The following is a 24,843-nucleotide window of genomic DNA, read 5'->3' as shown; positions in this document are numbered from 1 at the left end:
ACGTTTTTCTTGTAATATTTCAACAAATTCATTTTTTACCAATATTAATGGGAAGAGGTGGAACCGGAAGATGCGCCCGACGCCGCCGAAGAGGCGGAAGGCATTACGATATTTCCTTTCTCGTCCACCGTCTTTCCGTAGAAATAAGCGTCCAAAACATCCTTCGCAACGGAATTCGAGTACAGGCTGGTCGCGCCGTGCTCCAAAACAACCGCTACGGCGATTTCCGGATTGTCAAACGGCGCATAAGCCACAAACACAACATTGTCCGAGTGGGGGGTCTGCACCGCCGTACCGGTTTTCGCGGCGATCGGGATGCCGTAATTCTTAAACATGCTACTGGCCGTACCGGAAGTCGCAACCTTCCGCATGGCACGCTGTACGTAAGAAATGTATGTCTGGGAAACGCCCACGTTGTCCACTTCCTGCGGCTGGGTCTGCGAAATGACGTTTTTCCTCGTATAATCGGTTACTTTGCTGACAATATGGGATCTCAGCCTGGTCCCGTTATTCGCGATGGTCGCGGTATAGGTTGCGAGCTGAAGCGGGGTAAACTGGTTGTCGCTCTGTCCCACTGCGGCTTCAACGGTATCGGCATCCCACCAGGAACCGCCGGAAGCGGCACGTTCCTCGCGACCGGCCAAGATACCGGCGTTTTCGCTCAACTCAATTCCGGTTTTCACGCCCAGGCCGAAATGCTTCGCATACATGTTCATATTCGTAATTCCCAGCCGGTACCCCGTCTCGTAAAAGAAGGAGTTGCTGGACTTTTCAATCGCGTAATCCACGGTGATCATCCCGTAGTTGCCGATACTTTTCAGAATCAGCCCGGTGTCTGCAAAGCGTCTGTAAACGCTGTTTCCTTCCAGCCGGGTGGACGTGGTAATCGCACCTTCCTGCAAAGCCGCCATCGCAACATAGGGCTTTACTACGGAACCCGGGGTAAACACGCCGTTAAAGGCGCGGTTAATCAGCGGCTTTGCTTTGTTTTGAATCAGGGATGTATAATAATTCGTATCATTTAAGTATTCTGTTAAATCATAGGAAGGGTAGGTGGAAGCGGCAAGCACAGAAAAGTCCTTTACCCGCAGCACCACCGCGCCGCCCGCGACACAGTCCTCGCCGTGCCCCTTGGACGATCCCTTGTAACGCTGTGCGCAAAGCCGCAAGCCGTTCGCGCGCGCAGCCTCCACATTTTTTGCCAGCGAGGCGTTCAGCACCTTTTGAATCCGGCTGTCAATAGTTAAAAATACGGAATTGCCCGAAACCGGCGCGGTTTTTACGGTTTCCGAAGCCAGCGAACCGGAGCCGGTGGTTTCCACCAGCTTCTCCCCGGATTTTCCGCGAAGCATGTCTTCATACGCCTGTTCAATGCCGCTCTTTCCGAGCCGGTCGTTGAACGCATAGCCTTTGCTCTTGAGCTTATCGTATTCCTCCTGCGAAATCGCGCCGATGGTTCCGATAATATGCGGTGCAATGGTTCCGTCCGGGTACTGCCGCACCGTCGTGACCTTTGCCGTCACGCCGGGAAGCATGGCGGAATTCTCGCTGATAATCCCAACCGTATCGCGGCTGACGTCGGGCGCGAAGGTATAGGGGGCAGAAAGGCTGAAGCCGCACTTCGTCATATTGTAGCGGACCGAAACAATGTTTCGCGTGTCCTGCGCGGAATACCCGGAAACCTCATACTTTTTTATCATTTCCGCCATGCATTCGTCAGCGGTGGCGTACGGGTTCATATTTAGGAAATCCTTGGATTTCATAGTGGCGATTTCTTTTTCCTCGCCCTCAATAAATTCATACTTTCCCTTCGCGTTGAGCCGGATGGGCAGAATATCCGTCCATTTCTCCCCGCGCTTGGATAAAAGATGAATAAGCTGGTAAATGGTCTTGTTCTGTGTATCGGCGGGCATGTACGCCCGATCAAAAACAATGGCATACCCCGTCTTGTTTACAGCGAGGCCAACGCCGTTTACATCAACAATTTCGCCGCGGGCCGCGTCCATAACAACAGTAGAAGAACTGGAACGGTTTGCCGTTTCCAAAAAAGAAGCGCCTTTAATAAGCTGCCAGTCAACAAGGCGGAACGTATAAACAGCCATCACGGCGAGAAACAGAGCCCCACAGAAAATGGCGCGCGAGCTTTCCTTCAATTTTCCCATGGAGAACCCCCCTTTTCTGTGTACGAATCATTCTTCCTTCTCGCGAATCTGTATGGCAAGCGCCCGGTTGAAGAAATAAGTAACCGGCATAATAGCAATGGTGTAGCAAAAACGCGGGATGTAATGGGCCGTAAACGCATACCCGGCATACTCATAATTAAACAGCAGGTAGAAAAACACCCAATGCAAAACAACCAGCGCCCCTGTTACAATAACCGCGGTAAGCATCGCGGTCAGGAAATTGGTCTGGATCAGATCGGCCGCGAAAAGCCCGATCGCATAGCAGGCTGCACAAAGCAAAAGCGCATGGAAACCCAGCACGCCACCCCCGCCGAAATCGATCAGCAGACCGGCCAGCAGGCCGAAGCTCATGCCCGCGGCCTCATTTTCAAACAAGCTGATGGAAAGGACCGCAGGGATCAGCAGAACGGGCCTTGCACCGAACAGGTTCGGGAGCAAGCCGGGCGTTTCCTGTACGATAAACAGCACCAGCAATTCAATTGTATAGGCAAAGTAGCGGATAACCTTCATTTTCTGCATTTACTTTCCTCCGGAGGCAGTAGAGGAGACGGAAGAAGAAGCGGATGCGGGAAGCGCCTGCCCCTGTCCTTCAAAAGAAGTGATGACCATTACGTCACGCACGCTTTTCACGTCGACAAAGGGCTTTACCTCCGCGTAAAGCGACACGTCATACGGATCGTTTTTTACTGCCGTAACCGTTCCGATGGCAAGGTTGCGCGGGTAAACGCCGCCCAGCCCGCTGGTAACAACAATATCCCCCGCCTTCACGGTCGTTCCGGCGGCAAGATAGCTCAGCTTTAATAGGCCGCTGTCCGCTAGCTTAATGTTGCTGCTGATCACGCCGGAATCGCGGTTCACCTTGTCGATAGCGCTGATCTTTGTGTCGGCGGAAAGGATCGTGGTCACGCGGCTGTAACTGGCGTTCGCACTAGAAATCCAGCCCACCACGCCGCTTTCAGTAATAACCGGGTCGTTTACGGATATGCCAGAAGAGGTGCCCTTGTCGATCTGGAAATTATAAAACAGATCATTCGGGTCGCGGCCGATGACCGCAGCGGAAACCGGCTTGAAGTCCTGATTCTCATTTTTCAGCTCCAAAAATTTCCGGAGCTGCGCGTTTTCCTGCTGATACGTATAATACTTAATAAGTTTCTGATTCAGCTCGGCGACCTGCTTTTTCAGCGCAGCGTTTTCCGCCATCAGCTCGTCGTTGGAACGGGTGACGGACTGCGCGGCAACCGCCGCGTTGTTTGTTATAACGGTGCTGACCTTCTGCATCGGCGTCGACACAAGGCTGATCAGGTTCGCCGTGAAGGAGCTGTCGTTGCTCGCCGTAAAAAGCATCAGGCCGAACAGAAAAAAGATAACGGCTATCAAAATTTTAAAGCTTTTAGTATGGAAATAATCTTTCAAAGCAGCGCCTCCTTTCTAAGCGGCACAGCCCGCCGAAGCGGGGAAAACGGAAGAGCGCCCGTTTATGAAGTGCAAAAAGCGGAGAGTGGTAACCCTCCGCTGTATTCTTTCCGAATTTATTTTTTGTTGTTTTTGTAATAGGAGGCCGGCATATTCACTTCAAGGAGCTTGCCTGTTCCGTCCACAACACAATCCAGCGGGCTTTCGGCAATATGGACGGGCATTCCGGTTTCCTGTTCCACAAGTTTATCCAAGCCGCGGAGCAGCGCACCGCCGCCGGTAAGCATGATGCCATGGTCGATGATATCCGCGGAAAGCTCCGGAGGCGTCTTTTCCAGCGTGGATTTAATCGCGTCAATAATCAGCGCGAGCGCGTCGCCTAGTGCTTCGCGCACTTCTCCGGCGGAGATGGTCACATTCTTCGGCAGCCCGTCTACCAGGTTGCGGCCCTTAATTTCAACGGACGCGTTTTCATTGTCTTCGGTGGGGAAAGCGGAACCGATTTTAATCTTGATTTCCTCTGCGGTACGTTCACCGATCAGAAGGTTATATTTCTTTTTCACATAGGAAATAATGGATTCGTCAAATTTATCACCCGCAACACGCACGGAAACGGAGGTAACAATGTCGCCCAGCGAAATCACAGCAACTTCCGCAGTTCCGCCGCCGATATCGACGACCATGCTTCCGGTCGGCTCACTAACGGGCAGGCCCGCGCCGATGGCCGCGGCCATGGGTTCCTCAATCAGCTCCACATTGCTGGCCCCGGCCTGACGGGCGGCGTCCTCCACCGCACGGCGTTCCACCTCGGTTACACCGGACGGGATGCAGATAATAATATGCGGGCGGGAAAACGCGTTGGATTTCACCGCTTTGCGAATAAAATGCTTGAGCATAGTGGCAGTAATGTCGAAGTCGGCGATTACGCCATCCTTCATGGGACGGACCGCGACAATGGAGCCGGGGGTACGGCCAATCATTTCCTTCGCCTGCGTACCGACAGCCAGTACGGTATCGGTGCGAACGTCAACGGCGACAACGGAAGGCTCGCGCATGACGATGCCCTTCCCTTTCATAAAAACCAGCGTGTTCGCGGTACCTAAATCGATCCCTATATCCTTTGAAAACATACGTTTATATTCCCCTTTCAAGACCTTGGCAAAATTCAATCGTTCTTATTATAACCTTTATAAATACATTTCTCAACTGTTAAATTTGTGAATAGGCAATATTTCTTTATTTTCCGTCCCCGGATGATTTTATACCAGCCAGAATCCGATTAATTTTGCCAATCGGAAGCCCCATTACATTGTAATAGTCCCCGTCGATGCGCTTGATAAACAGCGCGCCCCGGCCTTGAATCGCGTATGCACCGGCTTTGTCCATTGCTTCACCCGACGCAACATAGGAATCGATTTCGCTTTCCTTTAACGGATAAAATTCAACGGACGTGCTTTCGTGGCCGCGCAAATATTTCTTGTTGTTGATAATGCAGTACCCGGTGTAAACCTGATGCACATTGCCGGCAAGCAGCTTGAGCATTGCTTTCGCTTCTTCCTCGTTCTTCGGTTTGCCAAGCACTCGCCCCTTCAGAACGACAATCGTGTCGGCGCCAAGGACAATGTCCTGCGGATAGCGTTTTGCTACTGCCTCCGCTTTGCGGGCAGCAAGAAGCTCAACGATCTGTATCGGAGGCGTCCCCCGGAGATACCCCTCATTCACATCCGCGGGGACGACATTAAAATCATATCCTGCCATTTTCAAAAGCTCGCTGCGGCGCGGCGATGAAGACGCTAACAGCAACATGTATTCTTCCTACTCCTTCACTTTAATTTTTATATAAGCCAGTATTGCGGCAAGCAAAAGAATTGCCTGCGCAACATTGATACTGACAAGCATTCCAAGCGTAAATTTTACGACGGATAAATCCAGTTCAACGGGCGAAAGCCCGAATTTTGCGGTAGCGCCCAGCCAGGAAACGTTTTTTATCCCGGCGCAGGACGTACCAATAATCTGCCCCAAAACCACGGCCAATACAAGCAGAATAATCAACAAAAGCGTTCGGATTCCATCCTTTTTCATTTTTGAATCTCCCGTTTTCCGGTCGACCCAAAACCGCCGGCTCCGCGCGCCGTTTCACCCAGTTCGTCGGTTTCCTCCAAAACCGGAAGGAGCACCGGCATAACGACAAGCTGCGCGCAGCGTTCGCCCGGCTGAATCGTATAGGGCTTGTCGCTGCAATTGGTGATCCCCACTTGAAGCTCGCCGCGGTAATCGCTGTCGATTACTCCGACCGCGTTTGGGAGCGTAATGCCGTGCTTTACGCCTAGCCCGCTGCGGGCAAAAATCAGCCCAACGGTATTTTTGCCCGGCAGTTCTATCGCGATCCCGGTCGGGATTTTGTAAAGCCCGCGCGGTTCAATCGTAACGGGTTCGTCCAGACAGGCGTACAGATCCAACCCGGCCGCCCCTTCGCTTGCCCGCGTCGGCAACACGGCGTTTTCACGCATTTTTTTTACTTTTAATGTTTCCATAAGCCACCCCAGTTTATGTATCAGGAAAGAACTGCCTCTTTCCGTAAAAGTCAAGCCGAGAAACGCAAAGGGTGCGCCCTACTCAATCCCCCGGTAATACAGCCCGCGCGTGTACTCGCCTTGCGTCGGCTCGCCTGTCAGGTACCGGCCGATAATTTCTTCCGCTTCCTCCTTGGTTTCCATCGTGAAGCGCAGTACGCCGAAATCCTGATTGCAAATCTCGTGGAGGCGGTCCGCCATGTCGAGCGGCACCGAATTCAGAACCTCGCTGCACGCCCCGCCGCACTGGACAGGGAAGCGGATTCCCTTCCGGTCAGTTAAAAACGGCGCGGTTTTGCAACTTTGGCATCCGCCCGCGTTCGCCGCGGGACAGTTCCGCGTAAGCATCAGCGGCAGCCTTCCGTAAAGAAGGAGCCCGCGCGGCAATTCCCCGCCGATTTCCGCAGCCTGCCCAAGCGTCAGCTCAAACGAAAGCTCCGCGTCGGACAGGCCGTATTGGCGGTACCATTCGATGGCGGCCGTATTCGTAATGTTGAGGGAAAACCCGCCGTGCACCGTAAGCCCAAGTTCCTTCCCGAGCTCCGCCGCACCGAGGTTCCCGGCCCAGACGTCGGTGATTCCGGCTTCTTTCGCGGCGGCAAGCCGAGCGCGCAGGGCGCTTTCCATTCCGAACATGCCACGCGGGATTTCAAGGGCAATGGGGAACCCGTTTTCCCTGCACTCTTTTATCTTTTTTAAATCCGTATCATAGGGAATATATACTATTTCACAATTTTTTGCAAGTGCCGGAAGCTGCGCATTTGCAAAACGCGCACGGAGCTTCCTTTCGCCCGCCGAATACGTACCCGGCTTCGGGATTTCGCACATCTGAAACGGAACCGCTTCCCGCGCGGCGCGCGCCTGTTCCAGCTTTGCCAGCGCTTCCCGGCGAAGGCGGTTCAGCGCGGAAACTGGGACGGAAAGCCCCTCCCCAACCGTACAATCAATCCGCTCGGCGTAAAACGGCGTACCGCCCGTCTTTTTCAGCTGTTCCGCACAGCGCTCCGCGTCAATTGCGCGGTGGATCGCCGGCTGGGGCGTTTCCTCCAGCGAAACGGAAACCGTATGGTTTTCCCTGTCCGAAGCGGTAAGGGAAACGGGTTCGCCCTGTTGAACCGTGAGCGAAAACACAACGGGTATCCGCTGATATTCGTCTTTATAAAGGCTGCGCAGTTCCGAAAAAACGGCATTCGTCGCGCCGGTCACATCCTCCCGCGAACGGATGCCGAACATATCCCGGCCCCGATGCGCGTCGATGTAGCCGGTGGTAAAGCCGGAGCGCGAAAAAACTGCTCCCAGATTCTTCAAAAGCTCTTCCGGGACCGGCTGTCCGTCCGCCGCAAGGCGGCAGGCGCGCGTTGCCGCGGCAACGTATTCTGGGCGCTTCATCCGCCCTTCGATTTTCGCGCTGACAATCCCCGCGTCAGCGAGTTCGCCGATCCGGCATATCATAGATAAGTCCTTTAAACTCAAATCATGCCCCGTCCCGCCTTCAACGGAAAACGGCAGGCGGCAGGGCTGGGCGCAAAGGCCGCGGTTGCCGCTGCGGGAACCCAGCACGGAGCTGAAATAGCACTGCCCGCTGACCGACATGCACAAAGCGCCGTGGACAAAGGTTTCCAGCTCCACCGGAACCGCCGCATGGATTTCGGCGATTTCCGCAAGAGAAAGCTCGCGCGCGAGCACAACCCGCCGAATTCCCGCATTGTACAGCGCCCGCGCGCCCAGCGGCGTATGGACGCTCATCTGCGTGGAAGCATGCAGGCGAAGCTGCGGCGCGCAGGCTTGGAGCAGCAAAAGAAGGCCCGTGTCCTGCACAAGCACGGCATCAACCGGCAAAGTACAGGCATAGGAAACCAATTCCAGCGCCTTTTTCAGTTCCTCCTGCAAAAGCACCGTATTTACCGCTAGGTAAACCTTCACCCCGCGGACATGGCAGTAAGAAACAGCTTCCTTCAGCTGGTCATCGTCAAAATTTTTGGCGTTAGCCCGCGCGCTGAATGCGCTGCCGCCCAGATACACCGCGTCCGCCCCCGCGCGCACCGCGGCAAGAAGGCTTTCCGGCGAGCCGGCGGGGGCCAGCACCTCTATCGCATTACAATTCATCATTTTTCTTTTCAAAGAAGTTTATAAAATCTTCCTGCTCAGCGGTTGTCCCTTCCTGAACGCGGGAATAGCTCCCGGCCTGCGGCTTTTGCACCGGCGCACCCACAGCAATTGGCTTTTGTACGCGCAGCTCCTCATGGGGCTTGTCCTTTTCATGCCCTTTGTTTTCCGCCAACCGCCCGCGAAGGGTCTGGATTTCTTGTTTCAGGCGCTCCACCTCTCGCTTTGCCTCCTCGGCTTCCATTCTGGCGTGGGAGGCATCTTCCAGATAATCCTTGATCTGCGAGCGGAGGTTGTCGGCTCCGCCGGCAGCCTTCTGCGCTTCGTCACAGAAACGCAGCGCCGTAATAATGGCGGCCATCGTAATGGAAACTCGTTCGTTTTTTCCGGTGATATCCTCTATGGCTTTTTCCACCTGTTCGCCGAGTGAACGGACGTAACTTTCGCTGTCATCCGACCCGATTACGCATTCGCATCCACAGATATTGAGCCGAACTCTATTTCTACTCATGAGGCCATTCCCCTTTCATTAAATTCAAAATATTTTTGACCTTCCCCGCCTGCCGGCCGGAGTAGCCTGATCGTCTTCGGTTGTATCAAACTGTTTCTTTTCATTATAATCTATTTTATAATAAGATGAAAGGTCTTTACGGATTTTTTACACTCTGTTTTTAAGAGCGTTTTTTGGCGAATTCTGTAAACTGTTTGTTTTGACGGCAAAACTCCTTCTGCTATTTATAAAAAAGTTCAGTTTTGTGTATAGTGCACAAATTATTGAAAAAAATACATGGTAATAAAAAGTGGAATCCTTTTTTATCTTAAAATCCCGAAAACTGCGCTCAGCCTTTAAAAACGGCCGTTTTTAAAGAAAAGGGTGACAACCGCCTATTATTCTTGAAAATAAAGGATTATTGGTATATAATATACACAACTTGATGAATTGCATTTTCCGAATGAAAACAGGTCAAGATAATATTCAAGATAATATATTGATATTCGGGGCATCGTAATACACGGTGCTATCCCGCCTTTGGAGGACGGTTTATGAACTACAAGCAGCCGATCGGCAAGATTAAAGAAACAATCGAAACCACATTGGACCGTGTTTTCGGCGTAAGCCTTGAAAATGCGACAGACGAACAATGCTACAAAGCCGTTGCGCTGACCGTCCGTGACCTGATGGCAAGGGGACGCAGCGAGTTTATGGCACAAGCCGAAAAAAGCCACGCCAAACAGATCTATTACCTCTGCATGGAATTTCTCCTTGGCCGTTCCCTGCGGAACAATCTTTACAACCTCGGCATTGAGGAAGACTACCGCACCGCTCTGAGTGAAATGGGACTGAAGCTTGACGCGCTTTACGACCAGGAGCCGGACGCGGGCCTTGGCAACGGTGGCCTTGGCAGGCTTGCCGCCTGCTTCCTGGACGGCCTTGCCACGCAGGGCTACCCCGCGACAGGCTATTCGCTCCGCTATGAATACGGCATCTTCCGCCAAAAGCTGGTGGACGGGTGGCAGACCGAGCTGCCGGATTTCTGGCTACCCGGCGGGAAAATCTGGATGCAGGCCGTTCCGGAAAAGAGCGTGGAAGTCCACTTCAACGGACATATTGAGGAATACTGGTACAACCAGTACCATGTGGTTAACCACAAGGATTACACAAAGGTTCTTGCCGTGCCGTACGACATGTATGTGTCTGGCATGGACGGGCGCGGCATCAGCCGCCTGCGCGTCTGGGCGGCATGCTCCCCCGAATTTGACATGAAGCTGTTCAACTCCGGCAATTATCTGCGCGCCATGGAACAGAACGCCATGGCGGAAGTCATCACGAAGGTTCTCTACCCTGAGGATAACCATTTGGAAGGCAAGAGCCTGCGGCTTTCCCAGCAGTATTTCCTGGTTTCCGCAACCATACAGGACATCATCCGCCGCCACCTGTTCCGGTACAGCACGCTTGACAACCTGCCGGATTTAGTCGCCATCCATCTGAATGACACGCACCCCGTACTGGCCATTCCAGAAATGATGCGCATTATGCTGGACGAATGCGGCTACGGCTGGGACGCGGCCTGGGATATTGTAACCCGGACAATCGCCTACACCAACCATACGGTGATGAACGAAGCGCTCGAATGCTGGAACGTCGAGCTGTTCAAATCGCGCCTGCCCCGTATTTACCAGATCATTGAGGAAATCAACCGCCGCTTCTGCGCCCAGATGCACGAGCGCGGCGTGGACGGCTACAAGGTGGGCCGCATGGCGCCGCTGAACGACGGCTATGTGAAAATGGCGAACCTCGCCGTGGCAAGCTGTCACAGCGTGAACGGCGTTTCCCAGCTTCACAGCGACATCTTAAAAGACCGGGTTTTCCACGATTTTTACACCGAGCTTCCGGAAAAGTTCACCAATGTGACAAACGGCATTGCGCACCGCCGCTGGCTGAATCAGGCGAACCCGTCGCTCGCGGCGCTGATTACCGACCTGATCGGGGACGGCTATATCCACAACGCGCAGGAGCTTGAAAAGCTGAAAAAATTCCAGGACGACGCCGCTGTTTTGAAAAAGATGGCGGAGATCAAGCGCGGAAACAAGGTCCGCCTTTCCAATTATGTAAAAAAGGAACTGAATCTTTCGCTGGACCCGGATTCGATTTTCGATATGCAGGTCAAGCGCATGCACGAATACAAGCGCCAGCACCTTAACGCACTGCACATCCTTTCCGTTTACCAGCGCCTGCGGGAGAACCCGGGCGAGGATTTCACCCCGCACACCTATATTTTCGGCGCAAAGGCAGCACCGGGCTACTACTTCGCAAAGCAGATGATCCGCTTCATTGTCAACCTTGGCAATACCATTAACAACGACCCGCTGGTCAACAAGAAAATGAAGGTAATCTTTCTAGAGGATTACCGCGTATCCCTCGCCGAGTTGATGATTCCCGCCGCCGACCTGAGCGAACAGATTTCCCTTGCGGGAACCGAGGCCTCCGGAACAAGCAATATGAAATTCATGATTAACGGTGCGGTAACCATCGGCACGCTCGACGGCGCGAATGTGGAAATCCATGACTCCGTCGGGGACGACAACATCATCCTGTTCGGCATGACTACTCCGGAGGTAGAGGCATTAAAGCGCAATTACAATCCCCGCACGTTCTTTAACAGCAATCCGGTTATCCGGAAAGCGGTAGACGCGCTCAACGGGGGCTTTTCGGGCGTATCCTTCAGCGATATCGCCGATTCGCTTCTGAACATCGACCCCTACATGGTACTCGCCGACTTTGATTCCTACGCGCGGGCGCAGAAAAAAGCGGAAACCCTTTACGGTGACCGGTGCACCTGGAGCCGCATGTGCCTGATCAATACTGCAAACGCGGGGCGCTTCGCCGCCGACCGCGCAATACGGGAATACGCCAGCCAAATCTGGAACGCCGAGCCCGTACCGGAGAAAGGGGCCGCAAAACACTCCTCTGCTCGGAAGTAAACCTGTTCCGCAGACGGCCGGTATGACATTCTCAAAAAATGGGTATTCTAAAAAGGGCGGGTTTTGGCCCGCCCTTTTGATTCGCTTGGAGGAATTTTCATGTTTAATTCCCGTAATCCGGTATACCGCTGCCCCACCGGGGCGGTTCAAAACGGGATTCCTGTTCATTTTAAAATCACTATGCCCCGCGACCTGCATTGCAGCGCTGCGCGCCTGATTGTGCGGAACGACCAGACCGGCGGGGAACAGGTCCTCGGCATGTTCTGGTGCGGAATGAACGGCGACAATTACGAATGGTGGGAATGCCATTTCTGCCCTAGTGAGCCTGGGCTGTATTTCTATTGGTTCAGCGTGGACACCTGGCGCGGAACGCTGAAAATGACGCGCGGCTTCGGCGGCGAAGGGATTCTTCAAGAGTCCGCCCGCGTGTGGCAGCTTTCCGTTTACGACCGGAACTTCAAGACCCCCGACTGGCTTGCCGGCGGCATTATGTACCAGATTTTCCCTGACCGCTTCGCCCGTTCGGACAAACCGAAAACCGGCGTGCCCGCCGACCGCAAACTGCACGAAAACTGGAACGAAACGCCCGACTGGGAGCCGGACGAAGACGGAAAAATCACAAACAGCGATTATTTCGGCGGCGACCTTTGCGGGATTGAGGAAAAGCTCGGCTACCTGAAATCCCTCGGTGTAACCTGCATCTACCTGAATCCGATTTTTGAATCGCATTCCAACCACCGTTACGATACCGCAGACTACTCCAAAATCGACCCGCTTTTGGGGGACGAGAAAGATTTTTCGCGCCTTTGCACCGCTGCGCGCCGAATGGGAATCCGCGTGATTCTGGACGGCGTTTTCAATCACACCGGAAGCGACAGCGTTTATTTTAACCGGCATAACCGCTACGCGGAAAAAGGCGCGTACAATTCCAAAAATTCGCCCTATTTTCCGTGGTACACCTTCCACAGTTGGCCCGACCAGTACGAATGCTGGTGGAATTTCGTCACGTTGCCGAGCGTGAACGAACTGAACCCGCAGTACAATGAGTACATCAACGGTCGCGACGGCATTGTTAAAAAATGGCTTAATTTGGGCGCGACCGGCTGGCGGCTGGACGTTGCCGATGAGCTTCCCGACGCGTTTATTGAGCGGCTGCGCATCGCGGTAAAAACCCGCGACAACAACGCGTTGATTCTGGGCGAAGTCTGGGAAGACGCCTCCAATAAAATGGCGTACGGGAAAAGGCGCCGGTATTTCTGGGGCAATCAGCTTGACAGCGTCATGAATTACCCATTCCGAAACGCGATCCTCGGTTTCCTTACGGGCGCAAACCCCGCCGATATGATGGAAATTATTCTGACGGTGCTGGAAAACTACCCACCGCAGGTAATCCGGCTTTTGATGAACCATATCGGCACCCATGACACCGAACGCGCGCTAACCGTTCTTGCGGGCGAACCGCTGGGCGGGCACGGGCGCCGCTGGCAGAGCGCCACCCACCTTTCCAAGGAGCGCCGCAAGCGCGGGCTCCGGATGATGCGCCTTGCTTCTTTGATGCAGTTCACCCTGCCCGGCGTACCCTGCATTTATTACGGCGATGAAGCCGGGATGGAGGGCTACCGCGACCCGTTCAACCGCGCGTGCTACCCGTGGGGCAACGAAGAAACGGAGCTGATCGAATGGTACCGGAAACTCGGCGCAATCCGCGGTGCCTGCTCCTGCTTAAAGGAAGGCTCCTTCCATCCGCTCGTTTCCATTGACCACTGCCTTGCGTATATCCGGAAGGACGAAAACGACAGCCTCCTCTGCGCACTAAACGCGGGCACGGAAGGCCGCAGTATCTCCGTACCATACGAATGGCGGTACGCGGAGCCGTTAATCGGCCCGGCGCCCGACACAAACAACGCGCTTTTTCTGGAACCGGAAAGCTGCACCCTCCTGCGTCTGAAAGAAAAACCGGTCACCGGCCAGAACGCTGAAAGCGCTGAAGAGCCTTCACAACCGGTAATGTAATCAGAATTATGCCGATCGTTTTGTAAAGCGTCGTCGTTGAAATCGCCGTAATAATCAGGCTCAGCGCGGGTTGTCCTGATTTTTCGAAAATCTGCTGGGCATAAATTATGTACAGCATGAAATAAACGCCGAACGTGTTGGTAAGGTTCCCGACCGCCGCCGCGACGATGATGGCGATGTTTTCCCCTTGACGCAGGTTTTTCAACGCCTTGTGCAGCCCCTTATACGTAAAGTACGCTGTTACCGGAATCAGCGCTCTGGGCAGCACCGATATTAGGGGGTTCACAAAAAACGGATCCAGTATGGAGCCCGGCGCACTAATTGCCAGAAAAAGGCTGGAAAAGCCGAATGTCAGCGCCACGACGAAGCCTTCGGAAAGCCCCAGCACCAGCGCGGCAATAATAGCTGGAACGTGCGCTATGGTGATGCTGACCAGCGGCAGGCGGATCATTCCGATAGGAGTGAACGCCAAAATCAAGGTCAGCGCGACCATTACGGCGGTAACCGTAAGCGTTTTTGTTGAAAAACGTTTTTGCGCAATTGCAGTCATAATGAAATCCTCCTGTTCCAAGATCAGTTTCTCCGATCTACTTTGACATTATTTTAACACATTTTGGGAAAATTTCCATACTTTGCGGACATAAATATTCCAAAAAAATATTTTCTTTTTTCGCTACCCAATTAAAAAGGCTTTGTCAAATTTCATAAAGCAATTCTTGTTTTTTTATTAAAAATAATTCATCTTCCTGTTTTCTATACTAATGTTTTTATAAAATCAGACGATAACTGTAAAAAGCAAGAAATTCCAAGAAATTGCTAGATTCAAATCGGATCGGATCGAAAAAAGAGAGGAACGTTGGAAGATGAAGAAAAAAAGCTTACTGCGAAAGATGCTGGTATTCATCGCTATTCCGGCAGCCATTATTTTTTGTATAACGGGTGCCATCGTTTTAAATAGTGTAAAGCAGTCGGTCACCGACCTGACAAACAAACAGCTCACCGCGCAATCCCAAGCGGCTTCATACCAGGTAAACAATTATTTCTCAAAATACATTGAAGTTGCCCGACAGATGGCCGCAAACGCCCAGTTAGAGGACGCTTTTCTCAAGACAGCTCCGGGCAACCCTCTTTCTTCGGTGGAAAACTTTCCCGTGATCAAGCGCAGCTTGGACAATGTGCAGAAGTCCGACCCGGACAATATTGTCGTTTCCTGGATTGCAGACCTTGATTCCAGCCAGTTTATCCGCTCCGACGGGGCCGTTTCCGCCGCCGACTGGAAGATTACGGAGCGGTCGTGGTACAAGGAAATGCTTAAAAAGTCGACTGTAATCCTTACCGAACCCTACCAGGAAGCTGCAGGGAACACTTTGATTGTGAGCGTCGTCGCGCCGGTGTATCAGCAGGGAACGAAAAACCTAATCGGCGTCGCCGCCCTGAATATCAGCCTCGACCATTTGTATTCCATGGTGCAGGGCTACAAGCTCGGAAACACCGGGTTCTATATTCTGACCACAGGTGCAGGCCAATTGATTTACCATCCGGACAAGAATCTTATGAATAAGAATGTTTCGGAATCCGGAATGTCCAAAAACATCATTACCGCGATTCAGAACAAAACAGCGGGCGCGATTACATACACGGCTATGAACAGCACGAATTACGGGTACGTATCGCCCGTAGGCGACACAGGCTGGACTATCGCGACCGGACTGCCCGAAAAAGAGTTCCAATCCTCCTACGACGCGGCGCAGACTTCCGTATTCATCATCTTTATCGCCGCCCTTCTTTTGTTGGTTGCGATTCTCGCGCTGGTTTCGAAAAGCATTGTTACGCCGCTTAAAAAGCTCACCGTCGCAGCGAGCGAAATCGCGGACGGCAATCTGGACGTAGAAGTCAATATTCAATCTTCCGACGAAACCAGCATGGTGGCAGACGCGATTTCCAGAACCGTCGACCGGCTGAAGCAATACATTCAATATATTGACGAGGTATCCGCGGTTTTGGATCAAATTGCCGTTGGAAACCTAGTTTTCGAACTTCGCTGTGATTACGTTGGCGAATTTTCCAAAATCAAGACCTCGCTAGAAAACATCAAATTCACCCTTGTAAAAACCTTTGAAAGCATCACCAGCTCCGCAGAGCAGGTGGCAAGCGGCTCCGACCAGGTAGCAAGCGCCGCGCAGGCTCTTGCACAGGGCGCGACGGAGCAGGCCAGTTCCATTCAGCAACTGTCCGCTTCGATCACCGAAATTTCGAATCAGGTTCGGCAAACTGCGGACAACGCAGCCAACGCAAGCCGTATTTCCAGCGAAGCCGCCGCCGAATTGCAGCGCGGAAACGAGCATATGCAGAGCCTTATGGAAGCCATGGCGGAAATGAGCAGATCTTCCAATGAAATCAGCAAAATTATTAAAACAATTCAGGATATCGCCTTCCAGACAAATATTCTCGCGCTGAACGCTGCGGTAGAAGCGGCGCGCGCAGGCTCTGCGGGGAAGGGCTTCGCCGTCGTCGCAGACGAGGTAAGAAATCTTGCCAGCAAGAGTGCAGAGGCCGCAGAAAATACAACTGTTTTAATTGAGAATACCGTAAATTCCGTACAAAAGGGCACAAAAATTGCGGATGAAACCGCACAGGCTCTGACCGCAATTTATGAAAGCGCGTCCAAGTCCGTTCAACTGGTTGACGAAATCTCGAAAGCATCGAGAGACCAATCTGTTTCCATCGGCGAAGTAACTACGGGAATCGACCAGATTTCTGCGGTTGTTCAGACCAATTCCGCTACTTCGGAAGAGAGCGCGGCTTCCAGCGAAGAACTGAACGGACAAGCGCAGTCGCTGAAATCCCTTGTTTCGAAGTTCAAGCTGAAACCCGCCGCCGGCGATACTCCCGCGGCAGGCAATCCGCTGCCGGTAAACGACATCGCGGAGAAATACTGATCCTATTGCCTACAAGACCTTCTCATAACTTTTTGGCTGCCGGTTGACCCCCTTTCTTCGCAAATTCAAACCCTCCCAAGGGCGAAGGGGCGTTCCTTATAAGGCAGCAAATCCCCATCCTTTATGGAAGTACGCAGCGGGAATTTCCGCTGCGTACTTCTTCTATCCCGGCAGAAAATCGCAAAGAAACCGATCTTCCCTGCGTATATAACGATGGAACGGCTGTCACGTGAAGCTTGCAGGCTCCCTCAAAACCGTCCTGCAAACCCGCTCATCCACAGGAAGAACAAGAAACCTGCCCATGGATACGGATTCGCGTGCAGCCGTTCCCCTTTTTCTGCGTGCCAACAAGACCAGCTATCGTGACCGCTCTTCGCCTGCTATGTTTTAAAGGGCTACAGCCTTCCATAGAAGGGACAGGGTCGGAGCGGGCATGCCCTATGAAAAAAAACAACGACCCGGGCTTTTGCCCGGGTCGCCGCCACGCAAATACAACGAACTATTTTATAGAAGTAGGAAAGAACGTAATTTACATTCCGCTGTGCTTATTGGTTACGCATCTTAACCAACAGTAGCAACGAAAATCCTGGTGCCGTTTACATAAATTCCAGCCTGTGTGCCTTTTGCGCTATCGGATGTAATCTTGTAGAAATAATTGTTGCCGTTTTTGGAAACGAGATTCAGCTTAAAGGCAGCGGATCCAACACAGACAGTCGGAGCTTCCGCAGACGTAATTTGGAACTGATAAGCGCCCTTAACGGTCAGGTTCATTGTTGTATCACTTGTGAAAGCAGGCGCTTTTACAGTAGCAACAAAGATCTTCTTTCCGTTGAGGTAAATGCCGGTAGCAGCACCTACGGAGCCATTTGCAGTAAACTTGTAGAAGTAGTCATTGCCATTTTTGGAAACAAGCGCGATGGAAACGACGCCGCCTGTGCCGGCTGTAACAACCGGAACCGTTGCGGAAGTGACTTTCATCTGATAGCTTGCGCCCTTAGAAATGGACATGTCCGCATTTGTGTCGGAAACAGCCTCCGGAACCTCAATCGCTGTGATTTCGCACTTCGCCGGCGCGTAATCGTCGAGCTCATACCCATCTTCATCATAAAGGGTTGCAGTCAATGTGGTTTTGTTCTCGGATGCAAAGGTAGAATCAATGCTGTTTACCTTAACCGTTGCGGTATTGCCGGAAGAAGTTAATGTAAAGACATCGCTGCTGCCGCCGTCAAGCGTCCACTGGATTGTGCAGCCGCTCGGGAGGGATGTGCCGCCCGGATAAGCGGAAGCTGTGAATGTTTCGGAATAGCCCTTCGCAATGCTGGAGGCATCCTTGTTGATTGCGATACCCGCGAAGGAAAGGGCATCAATCTTAAAGGTATCAACCGCAGAGCCTGCGCTCTTTGTAAGAGTAAAGCCGTAGGTATCGAAGCTGTCAACGTCAACCGCGTCGGCATCCGCCTTGAATACTACTGTGCCGGGAACGAGCGTTTTGTCGGAAAGCTTCAGGGTAACGCCGGAAGCGCTGCTGGAAACATACAGCTTGCCGGCAGCAATCTTCATTGCACCGTCGCCTTCAATTGTCTCAGCTGTTACAGCGCCGTCAAAAGCAAGATTGGTATCGGAATCCAAAGAAATGGTATCGATCTTTACCGTGCCGCTGACGGTTGCATTGGTGTCTTCGTTTGTTGTATCAATTTTGCCGTTTTCCGCATTGGTCGGAGCCGGGATTTTGCCTGTGAAGGCATTGTCTTCGTCGCCGAGGTTCAATGTAGTTTCGCGGTAATCAAAGTCAATTGCGCTGACATTCGTATCATTGCCCAGGAAGGTGATGGTACCGTCGGCACTTGCCTTAACGCCAGCAACCGTAACTTTCGCTTCATCGGAGAACAGGGAAATCGTCGGGGCAGTAATCTTGCCTGTAACAACAGGAGTGTCCGCATCTGTTGCAGCAACCGTTACGGTGCCGTCCGCATCGATGGTTCCGACTGTACCGGCGTTAACCGTTACGTTGCTGTCTGTGTCATTATCCACATCCGTTACATCGATGTTGCCAACCTTACCGCCACTGACCAGAACAGAATCGTCGCCTGCGGCAACGGGTGCACCGTCGGTTGTAATGTTGCCGACTTTACCGTCTGTTACGTTTACGGTACCATTGTCAATATCAATGGAGCCAACGTTCGCATCGCCAATTGTAAGAGTGCCGACTGTGCCGGAAATCTTCTTTACATTGGTGTTTTCATTGACGGAAACGCTGGTGGTGCCGGCCGGGAATACGACTTCGCAATCTGTTACAACTGCAGAAGCAGAAGTTGCGTCGCCTGTCAGAACACTCTTGCCGTCTGTCTTGGAGATGGAGAATGCAGTACTGCCCGGTAAAACGGTTGCAACGTCGCATTTCTTTTCAATCTTTGTTTTCAGAGTATACTTATCGTCAGAATCAGTAGAAGCTTTGTAGGTTGAACCACTTGCAACAAGCTTCTTAACGGTAACAGTTACATTGCCGGTGGAAGCGTCCTTTGTATACTTGTCAATCTCAAAACTTTTACCGATCGTAGCTACCGGGAACTGTGTGAATGTAGAAGTTGCGTTGACTACCGAAACATGAACATCCGTGCCGGTAATGCTGAAGCTGTAAGCATTCTTGTCCGTGATTCCGGAGGTTGCCGTCGTTAAGTCTGCCGGAAGGTATGTAGCTAAAGCAGAAGTGGCGGCCGGCACTACCCTGTAGATACCAAGGGTCTTCGTGCTGTTGGCGGTCTGCGCAAATGTTTCGAAATCATCGAAGCCTGTGCCGGAATCCTTTGTGGCATAATTGGGATCATACTCGCCGTATACGATCTGATCCTTGTCATAAACATATACCGTCAGGTCGCGTCTCGCCTTAACCGTATAGTCATTGCCGTCTTCGTCGGTATAGCTGCCTTCGTAAAGAACAGAAATAACTTCCTTACCGGAAGCGGAGCTACTCTTCAGTTTGAGCGTAGCTACATCCGTAGAACTGTTCACACTTAATGAAACAAGCTTATCACCCGATATATGAGAAATTGCGTTGATTTTCTCGTCTGTAACAGTATGGTGATCGACTGTCTCAAATTTAAAATTGCTGCCTCTGCTAAGCAGAAAATCTGTGAGGTTCGCTGTGGTTACCGCACCGCCGTTAACGAGATAAATCGCATCTTCGTTCGTGTCGGTGATCACTCCGGACATCGTCTTGGTGGACGCTTGAGCGAAGCTGACTGAAAAGCTGGAAACGACAAGCGCTAACGCAAGCACAAGCGAAACAACTTTTCCTGTGATTTTTTTCATCCTGTTTGTCCTCCTTAATTAAAATAAGCACCGTGAAATAACTTTTCTGCGGATTTTAAACCTTTTTGTCCCTTAAATGGTTAGTTGTACGTATTTGCATGTGCTATGAGAATGAAAACATACATACTCGCCATAGGCGTTAACAAAGCTTGCACAGATTCGAATAGCTAGAACAAGACGCACACCCAAAATCCATACCGCGCCCTGTACACCGCGGCGGTTTGACCCTGCTTACGAAATAAATCTCAACCGGACAAAAAGCTGCAGCGCCGGTATCCTGCCATTGAGCATAACCGATATAAAAATCCTATAATGCATTTTTACGGGACCGTATGTTCCCTTTTGGCATAAATGTATAACGATACCTCTTTCTGCAAATTTTATTAAAAAAATCCAACAAATTATTCCACTTTGTGCTGTGCTCATTATATAATATTTTTGTGTTGTGTCAATAATATACTGTACTATTTCCAGTAATTTCTATATAATTTTACCATATTTTAGAAAGGTTTTTTCCAAATAATTTTTTAATTTCTTATTGGATAAATATACAAAATAATATTATTTATTTAGAAAAATCTGAGTCTGGCCGGGAAAGCATTCGTAAAATACTTCCAAAGGAATTATAAAATCTTTCCTGCCAAACCTTTTAGCCGGAAACGAGATGATTGTATTTACAACCCGCTGTTGACAAATTCCTTTTATGCAATAAAATAAATATATTCCCGATTTCCAGCCGGGATGTGCCAACCGCGTTTTTATTTGTACTTTTCAGACGCCAAGGCAAAAAATGCAGAAAATTCTGTAAAACAGCCGCGATCCCAAGAAAAAAGCTTGACTTTTTCGAACATATCGAATATAATAGTTAAGCTGTCAATTGTGACAGCGAAAATTGCGCTCGTAGCTCAGCTGGATAGAGTGCTTGACTACGAATCAAGAGGTCGCGGGTTCGAGTCCCTCCGAGCGCGCCAGAAAGAAAACGCACTTCACTTTTTCGTGGAGTGCGTTTCTTTTTTTCGAATCTTCCCGGGCTCGGAGGGCGAGAACCCTCCGGCGCAAGCTGGGGGAAACACTATCGTATTTTTTCTGAATCTCCCGGGGGGCTCGCGGAACGCGGGCTGGAACCGCACCACCTTCGAGTCCCTCCGAGCGCGCCAGAAAAAATTTGAAAAACCGCATTAGATAGCCGTTTCTGGCTTCCTAATGCGGTTTTTGCTTTATTTCTAAATGCTTATCAAAAACGCTGGAAAATATAGCTGTCGATATCGACTTTAAAATCCGTATGCCCATAATTGCAATGAAATCTTCCTCTTGCGCGCCTGATTTGGACACCATAGTTGCGCAAGTTCGGCGGCAGGCGTGCGGGGTTTTAATCTGCTTTGCTCTGCACCATACAATAGAAGCAGCCCGGAAAATCCGGCCTGCTTCTTGTTTTCTTTTATACTATTTCATTCCTCAATTTGAACCTTTGGGCCAGTTCTTTCATGGTTTCTGCCTGACCGGAAAGTTCTTCGCTCGCCGCTGCACATTCTTCCGAGGTTGCCGAATTGGTCTGAACCACACTGGAAATCTGGTCGATGCTCATGGTGATCTGGTTAATCGAGCTTGCCTGCTGCTCGGAAATCTGTGCGATCTTCTCGACCTTATCCGCCGCTTCCTCCGTTTCCTTCACAACTTTTTGCAGCGCTTCCGCGGTGTTGTCGGCAATCTTCATCCCGTTTTGCACCTCTTCAATGGAGTGCTGGATAAGTCTGGTTGTCTCCTTTGCCGCGTCCGCACTTTTGCTCGCCAGGTTTCTGACTTCATCCGCCACAACAGAGAAGCCTTTCCCGGCCGTGCCCGCTCTTGCGGCTTCCACGGCAGCGTTTAACGCCAGAATATTGGTTTGGAAAGCAATGTCCTCAATGGTTTTGATAATCTTGCTGATTTCGTTGGAAGAACTGCTGATCTTACTCATGGCCCCCAGCATTTCCTGCATATGCCGGTTGCTGTTTTCCAGTTCCGCCGTCACATTGCCTACATTTTGGCTCGCGGTTACGGCATGGTCCGCATTCAACTTTACGTTTTCCGATATTTCCGTAATTGTTGAGGAAAGCTCCTCAATGGAGCTAGCCTGCTCGGTAGCCCCCTGCGCCAATGCCTGTGCGCTTGTGGACACCTGGTCGGAACCCCCGGAAACCTGTTCCGCAACCTCCCGAAGCCGGGTAAGCATATCGTTTAGCGAATAGACAATCCGAACCATCGCATCTTGAAGCGGAAGAAAATCGCCCTTAAATTCAACGGTGCGCTTCATGCGAAGATCCCCCTGCGCCAGTTTCTCAAGATTCCCGCTTAAGTCCGTTATGTACGCCTTCAGATATGCGTTGGTTTCTTGCAAAGCGGTGCCAAGCTGGCCGATTTCATCCTCAGAGTGGTCGGAAATCGTTACGCTTAAATCCCCATCCGCCATTCTCTTCGCCGCGTTCGTTACCTCATTGATCCGTTTGCCCATTTCCTTAGACAAATACAAGGCAAGCAGCACGGATACAATAAAGGAAACAAACAACGTAGCACCCTGGATAATAATCGCTAGTTTCAAATTTGACGGATCCATCATCTGTGCCGACTGGCCGAGCCTCTTCGTCTGGAAGATACTGTATACGCTTCCAATGCTGGAAATTATCGTCACGGTAAGAAAAGCAATCAACAATTTCCTTCTCAGTTTCATGTTCTTTAACATCGATGCATTTTTCCTTCCTTTCTAAAATGTTTGCTGCAAGTTTAGCCTATTACAATATCCAGTCACATTATAATAAGTTTGAAGGTCAAAATTTTGAAAAAGAAGCAAAATAAAACCGAAAATTGGTTAAATCAGGTATTTGTTTTCTGCTTTTAATGAAAAAAGATCCGGCTATTTTTCCGAAAAGAAATTCTTCTTTCATTCCGCGCTTCGCGCTGGCTGGCAGGGCAAAAATCACTTTGCATACCAATGGGGCCGCTGAACCGGGCAGCGTTTGGCAGGATAAAAGACAAAAGGCAGGAACCGGATTTGCGCGGCCCAAAAACCGATTTCACCCGAAAAAAACCGCAGATGCCGGTTGTATCCGGTTCGCAGGTTTTCTCTTTTAATATTTTTATGATTATTTAAGATTATAGAACGCTTTCATTCGCGGATAGACCGCTGTGCGGCCGAGATCCCTTTCAATCCGGAGCAGACGGTTGTATTTGGCCACCCGTTCGCTGCGGGAGGGCGCGCCCGTTTTGATCTGTCCCGCGTTCATGGCGACAGACAGGTCCGCAATGGTGGTATCCTCCGTTTCGCCGGAACGGTGCGAAACCACCGCCGTATAGCCAGCCCGCTGTGCCGTGCGGATGGCTTCCAGCGTTTCTGTCAGGGTGCCGATCTGGTTCAGCTTAATCAGGATGGAGTTCCCCGTCCCGGTGATAATTCCCTTTTTCAGCCGCTGGGTATTCGTAACAAACAGGTCGTCGCCCACCAACTGGATTTTGCTGCCCAGCCGCCCGGTCAGGGTTTTCCAGCCGTCCCAGTCCTCTTCGGCAAGGCTGTCCTCCAAAGAAATAATCGGATACCGGGTAGCCAGCCCCTCCCAATACGCGATCAGTTCCTCCGAAGTCATCTTTTTGTTTTTCTTCGGCAGCAAATACGTTCCGTCCTTCTGGTACCACTCGCTGGAAGCGGGGTCCATCGCGATTTTAAACTGCTCGCCGGGGCGGTATCCGGCCTTTTCAACCGCTTCCATAATCGCTTTCAGCGCTTCTTCGTCATCGTTCAGATTCGGGGCAAAACCGCCCTCGTCGCCAACCGCCGTGGAAAAGCCACGTCTGCCGAGGACATTTTTCAGGCTGTGGAATACCTCAGCGCACCAGCGCAGCGCCTCCGCAAAGGTGGGCGCGCCCACCGGCATAATCATAAATTCCTGAATATCAACGTTATTGGAGGCATGAACGCCGCCGTTCAGAATATTCATCATCGGAACGGGAAGGATGCGCGCGTCGCACCCGCCCACGTATTTATAGAGCGGAAGGCCGTAGTTCCGGGCGGCGGCTTTCGCGCAGGCCAGCGAGACCGCCAGAAGTGCGTTTGCGCCCAGCTTTGCCTTGTTTGGCGTACCGTCCAGTTCTTGCATTAGATGGTCAATTTCCGCCTGTCTGGAAACATCTATGCCCTTGAGGCACTGATGGATTTCCGTATTGATATTTTCTATGGCATTCTGCACACCTTTTCCCATATAGCGGTTTTTGTCGTTGTCGCGCAGCTCAACCGCTTCAAAGGCGCCGGTCGAAGCACCGGAGGGAACCGCGGCGGTACCGACCGTACCGTTTTCCAGTATGACCTCCGCTTCCACCGTGGGGTTGGCCCGGGAATCCAAAATCTCCCTTGCCCGGATTAACGCAATCGTACCTGATTTCATATGAATACTCCCTCTTTTCTTTTTTGTCCTTTTCTGCCTTAACAAAAAAACTCTGGTAATAAATATTTCCGAATAACAATTGTTTATACTCCCACCCCGTTTCCTGTATTCCTAAAGCCTTGTCCGAGGGCCGGAACTCCCTTCTGGTCAGCCGCCCGCCATCCTTACTACGATAATGGGAAGCTTATTCTGGTTCAACCCGCCGTCTATAATTTGGATCGCATAGGGCGCCAGCCCCGTCGCCCTTCTGAAACTCGCTCTTTGCTTTCGTAAGCTGCGCATACTCCTCTTTCCCATCAACATTAATAACCGGCCCGGAAACAGGCGCTACGGAATCATCCGCACCACCGGCCTTTTCCCTACTGTATGCGCTGCAGCCCGTAGCGGCGAAACGTACGGATAAGTATAGCCT

The 24,843-nt window shown here is 51.5% G+C and carries 17 protein-coding genes and 1 tRNA gene; 4 read left to right on the top strand and 14 right to left on the bottom strand.

The window, feature by feature from the left end; translation table 11 throughout:
- Nucleotides 1–44: 44 nt before the first annotated feature.
- The 9 genes from P9B68_RS05995 to P9B68_RS05955 form a co-directional block, all read right to left on the bottom strand.
- On the bottom strand, nucleotides 45–2,162 hold the full coding sequence (locus tag P9B68_RS05995) for a penicillin-binding transpeptidase domain-containing protein (protein ID WP_277668671.1): 2,118 nt from the start codon (nucleotides 2,160–2,162) through the stop codon (nucleotides 45–47).
- Nucleotides 2,163–2,189: 27 nt separating this feature from the next.
- Nucleotides 2,190–2,702 carry a rod shape-determining protein MreD gene (mreD, locus tag P9B68_RS05990; RefSeq protein WP_135658559.1) on the bottom strand — a complete coding sequence of 171 codons (513 nt, stop codon included), beginning with the start codon at nucleotides 2,700–2,702 and terminating at the stop codon, nucleotides 2,190–2,192.
- Nucleotides 2,703–3,596 carry a rod shape-determining protein MreC gene (gene mreC / locus P9B68_RS05985; protein ID WP_135658557.1) on the bottom strand — a complete coding sequence of 298 codons (894 nt, stop codon included), beginning with the start codon at nucleotides 3,594–3,596 and terminating at the stop codon, nucleotides 2,703–2,705. It abuts the gene before it with no gap.
- A gap of 116 nt (nucleotides 3,597–3,712) precedes the next feature.
- Complete coding sequence (locus P9B68_RS05980; RefSeq protein ID WP_277668670.1) at nucleotides 3,713–4,726, bottom strand: rod shape-determining protein; 1,014 nt, start codon at nucleotides 4,724–4,726, stop codon at nucleotides 3,713–3,715.
- Between the two features lie 106 nt (nucleotides 4,727–4,832).
- Entirely contained in the window at nucleotides 4,833–5,402 is a 570-nt protein-coding gene (locus P9B68_RS05975) for a Maf family protein (RefSeq protein ID WP_135658553.1), read from the bottom strand.
- A gap of 9 nt (nucleotides 5,403–5,411) precedes the next feature.
- Nucleotides 5,412–5,678: a DUF4321 domain-containing protein gene (locus P9B68_RS05970; RefSeq protein WP_277668669.1), complete on the bottom strand. Its 267-nt coding sequence runs from the start codon at nucleotides 5,676–5,678 to the stop codon at nucleotides 5,412–5,414.
- Nucleotides 5,675–6,130 carry a dUTP diphosphatase gene (gene dut / locus P9B68_RS05965; RefSeq protein WP_135658549.1) on the bottom strand — a complete coding sequence of 152 codons (456 nt, stop codon included), beginning with the start codon at nucleotides 6,128–6,130 and terminating at the stop codon, nucleotides 5,675–5,677. Before dut ends, P9B68_RS05970 begins: the two co-directional genes overlap by 4 nt.
- 78 nt (nucleotides 6,131–6,208) lie before the next feature.
- Entirely contained in the window at nucleotides 6,209–8,290 is a 2,082-nt protein-coding gene (locus tag P9B68_RS05960) for a U32 family peptidase (RefSeq protein WP_277668668.1), read from the bottom strand.
- The gene (locus P9B68_RS05955; RefSeq protein WP_277668667.1) at nucleotides 8,265–8,786 is read right to left on the bottom strand and encodes a cell division protein ZapA; all 522 of its coding nucleotides are present in this window, start codon (nucleotides 8,784–8,786) and stop codon (nucleotides 8,265–8,267) included. The genes P9B68_RS05960 and P9B68_RS05955 overlap by 26 nt, the downstream gene beginning before the upstream one ends.
- 533 nt (nucleotides 8,787–9,319) lie before the next feature.
- Here P9B68_RS05955 and P9B68_RS05950 point away from each other — a divergent pair.
- Both P9B68_RS05950 and P9B68_RS05945 read left to right on the top strand, forming a co-directional pair.
- Nucleotides 9,320–11,758, top strand: a complete 2,439-nt coding sequence (locus P9B68_RS05950) for a glycogen/starch/alpha-glucan phosphorylase (RefSeq protein ID WP_135658545.1) — start codon at nucleotides 9,320–9,322, stop codon at nucleotides 11,756–11,758.
- Nucleotides 11,759–11,857: 99 nt separating this feature from the next.
- Nucleotides 11,858–13,771, top strand: coding sequence for a glycoside hydrolase family 13 protein (locus tag P9B68_RS05945; protein WP_277668666.1), 1,914 nt, complete (start codon nucleotides 11,858–11,860; stop codon nucleotides 13,769–13,771).
- Here the strand turns inward: P9B68_RS05945 and P9B68_RS05940 are convergent.
- Nucleotides 13,719–14,321 carry an ECF transporter S component gene (locus P9B68_RS05940; protein ID WP_135658541.1) on the bottom strand — a complete coding sequence of 201 codons (603 nt, stop codon included), beginning with the start codon at nucleotides 14,319–14,321 and terminating at the stop codon, nucleotides 13,719–13,721. The two genes, P9B68_RS05945 and P9B68_RS05940, sit on opposite strands and share 53 nt — an antisense overlap.
- Nucleotides 14,322–14,634: 313 nt before the next feature.
- Here P9B68_RS05940 and P9B68_RS05935 point away from each other — a divergent pair, with 313 nt between their 5' ends.
- Nucleotides 14,635–16,710, top strand: a complete 2,076-nt coding sequence (locus tag P9B68_RS05935; RefSeq protein ID WP_277668665.1) for a methyl-accepting chemotaxis protein — start codon at nucleotides 14,635–14,637, stop codon at nucleotides 16,708–16,710.
- Nucleotides 16,711–17,271: 561 nt separating this feature from the next.
- Here the strand turns inward: P9B68_RS05935 and P9B68_RS05930 are convergent.
- Nucleotides 17,272–20,019 carry an autotransporter outer membrane beta-barrel domain-containing protein gene (locus P9B68_RS05930; RefSeq protein ID WP_277668664.1) on the bottom strand — a complete coding sequence of 916 codons (2,748 nt, stop codon included), beginning with the start codon at nucleotides 20,017–20,019 and terminating at the stop codon, nucleotides 17,272–17,274.
- An 894-nt stretch (nucleotides 20,020–20,913) separates the two neighbouring features.
- Between P9B68_RS05930 and P9B68_RS05925 the strand changes: the two genes are divergently transcribed.
- Nucleotides 20,914–20,990, top strand: a tRNA-Arg gene (locus P9B68_RS05925).
- Nucleotides 20,991–21,457: 467 nt separating this feature from the next.
- Here the strand turns inward: P9B68_RS05925 and P9B68_RS05920 are convergent.
- The 3 genes from P9B68_RS05920 to P9B68_RS05910 form a co-directional block, all read right to left on the bottom strand.
- On the bottom strand, nucleotides 21,458–22,705 hold the full coding sequence (locus P9B68_RS05920) for a methyl-accepting chemotaxis protein (RefSeq protein ID WP_277668663.1): 1,248 nt from the start codon (nucleotides 22,703–22,705) through the stop codon (nucleotides 21,458–21,460).
- Nucleotides 22,706–23,138: 433 nt separating this feature from the next.
- A complete protein-coding gene (gene eno, locus P9B68_RS05915) occupies nucleotides 23,139–24,431 on the bottom strand; it encodes a phosphopyruvate hydratase (RefSeq protein ID WP_277668662.1) in 1,293 nt (430 codons plus the stop codon).
- Nucleotides 24,432–24,578: 147 nt separating this feature from the next.
- Entirely contained in the window at nucleotides 24,579–24,713 is a 135-nt protein-coding gene (locus P9B68_RS05910; protein ID WP_277668661.1) for a hypothetical protein, read from the bottom strand.
- Nucleotides 24,714–24,843 lie beyond the last annotated feature (130 nt).

The organism is Caproiciproducens galactitolivorans, from assembly GCF_029266045.1.
Taxonomy (GTDB): Bacteria; Bacillota; Clostridia; order Oscillospirales; family Acutalibacteraceae; genus Caproiciproducens; species Caproiciproducens galactitolivorans.
The sequence above is the reverse complement of the archived record's forward strand: the minus strand, read 5'-3'. Positions and strand labels throughout refer to the sequence as shown.